We start from the raw sequence: 642 nt of genomic DNA on the forward strand, positions 1-642 counted from the left end.
GAGGCAAGCCTCTTGGTTTGGGCTATGTCCCGTTTCGCTCGCCGCTACTCAGGGAATCGCGTTTGCTTTCTCTTCCTCCGGGTACTTAGATGTTTCAGTTCCCCGGGTATGCCTTCAATACCCTATGTATTCAGGTAAAGATACTACTCCATTACGAGCAGTGGGTTCCCCCATTCGGAAATCTCCGGATCAAAGCTTACTTACAGCTCCCCGAAGCATATCGGTGTTAGTCCCGTCCTTCATCGGCTCCTAGTGCCAAGGCATCCACCGTGCGCCCTTTCTAACTTAACCTAAAAGGCTATTTTTCTTCTTATTAAATAAGAGAGAAAACTAATGTGGCTTATTCTCGGTTCTTACTTCTTCTTACGATTATCTAGTTTTCAAAGAACGAAAGTTCTGAGAGAAATTGCACTCTCAAAACTAAACAAACAAAAAGCGGTCAACTTTTTTATCAGTCCATACGGACTGCATTTTCCTTAGAAAGGAGGTGATCCAGCCGCACCTTCCGATACGGCTACCTTGTTACGACTTCACCCCAATCATCTGTCCCACCTTAGGCGGCTGGCTCCTTACGGTTACCCCACCGACTTCGGGTGTTACAAACTCTCGTGGTGTGACGGGCGGTGTGTACAAGGCCCGGGA

The 642-nt window shown here is 47.7% G+C and carries 2 rRNA genes; both read right to left on the reverse strand.

The window, feature by feature from the left end:
• A 23S ribosomal RNA gene (locus BTR25_RS26780) occupies positions 1 to 291 on the reverse strand; the annotation flags it as partial.
• A gap of 189 nt (positions 292 to 480) precedes the next feature.
• Positions 481 to 642: ribosomal RNA gene (locus BTR25_RS26785) — 16S ribosomal RNA — on the reverse strand; the annotation flags it as partial.

Origin of the sequence: Bacillus sp. MRMR6 (assembly GCF_001940785.1) — a bacterium.
Classification (GTDB): domain Bacteria; phylum Bacillota; class Bacilli; order Bacillales; family Cytobacillaceae; genus Neobacillus.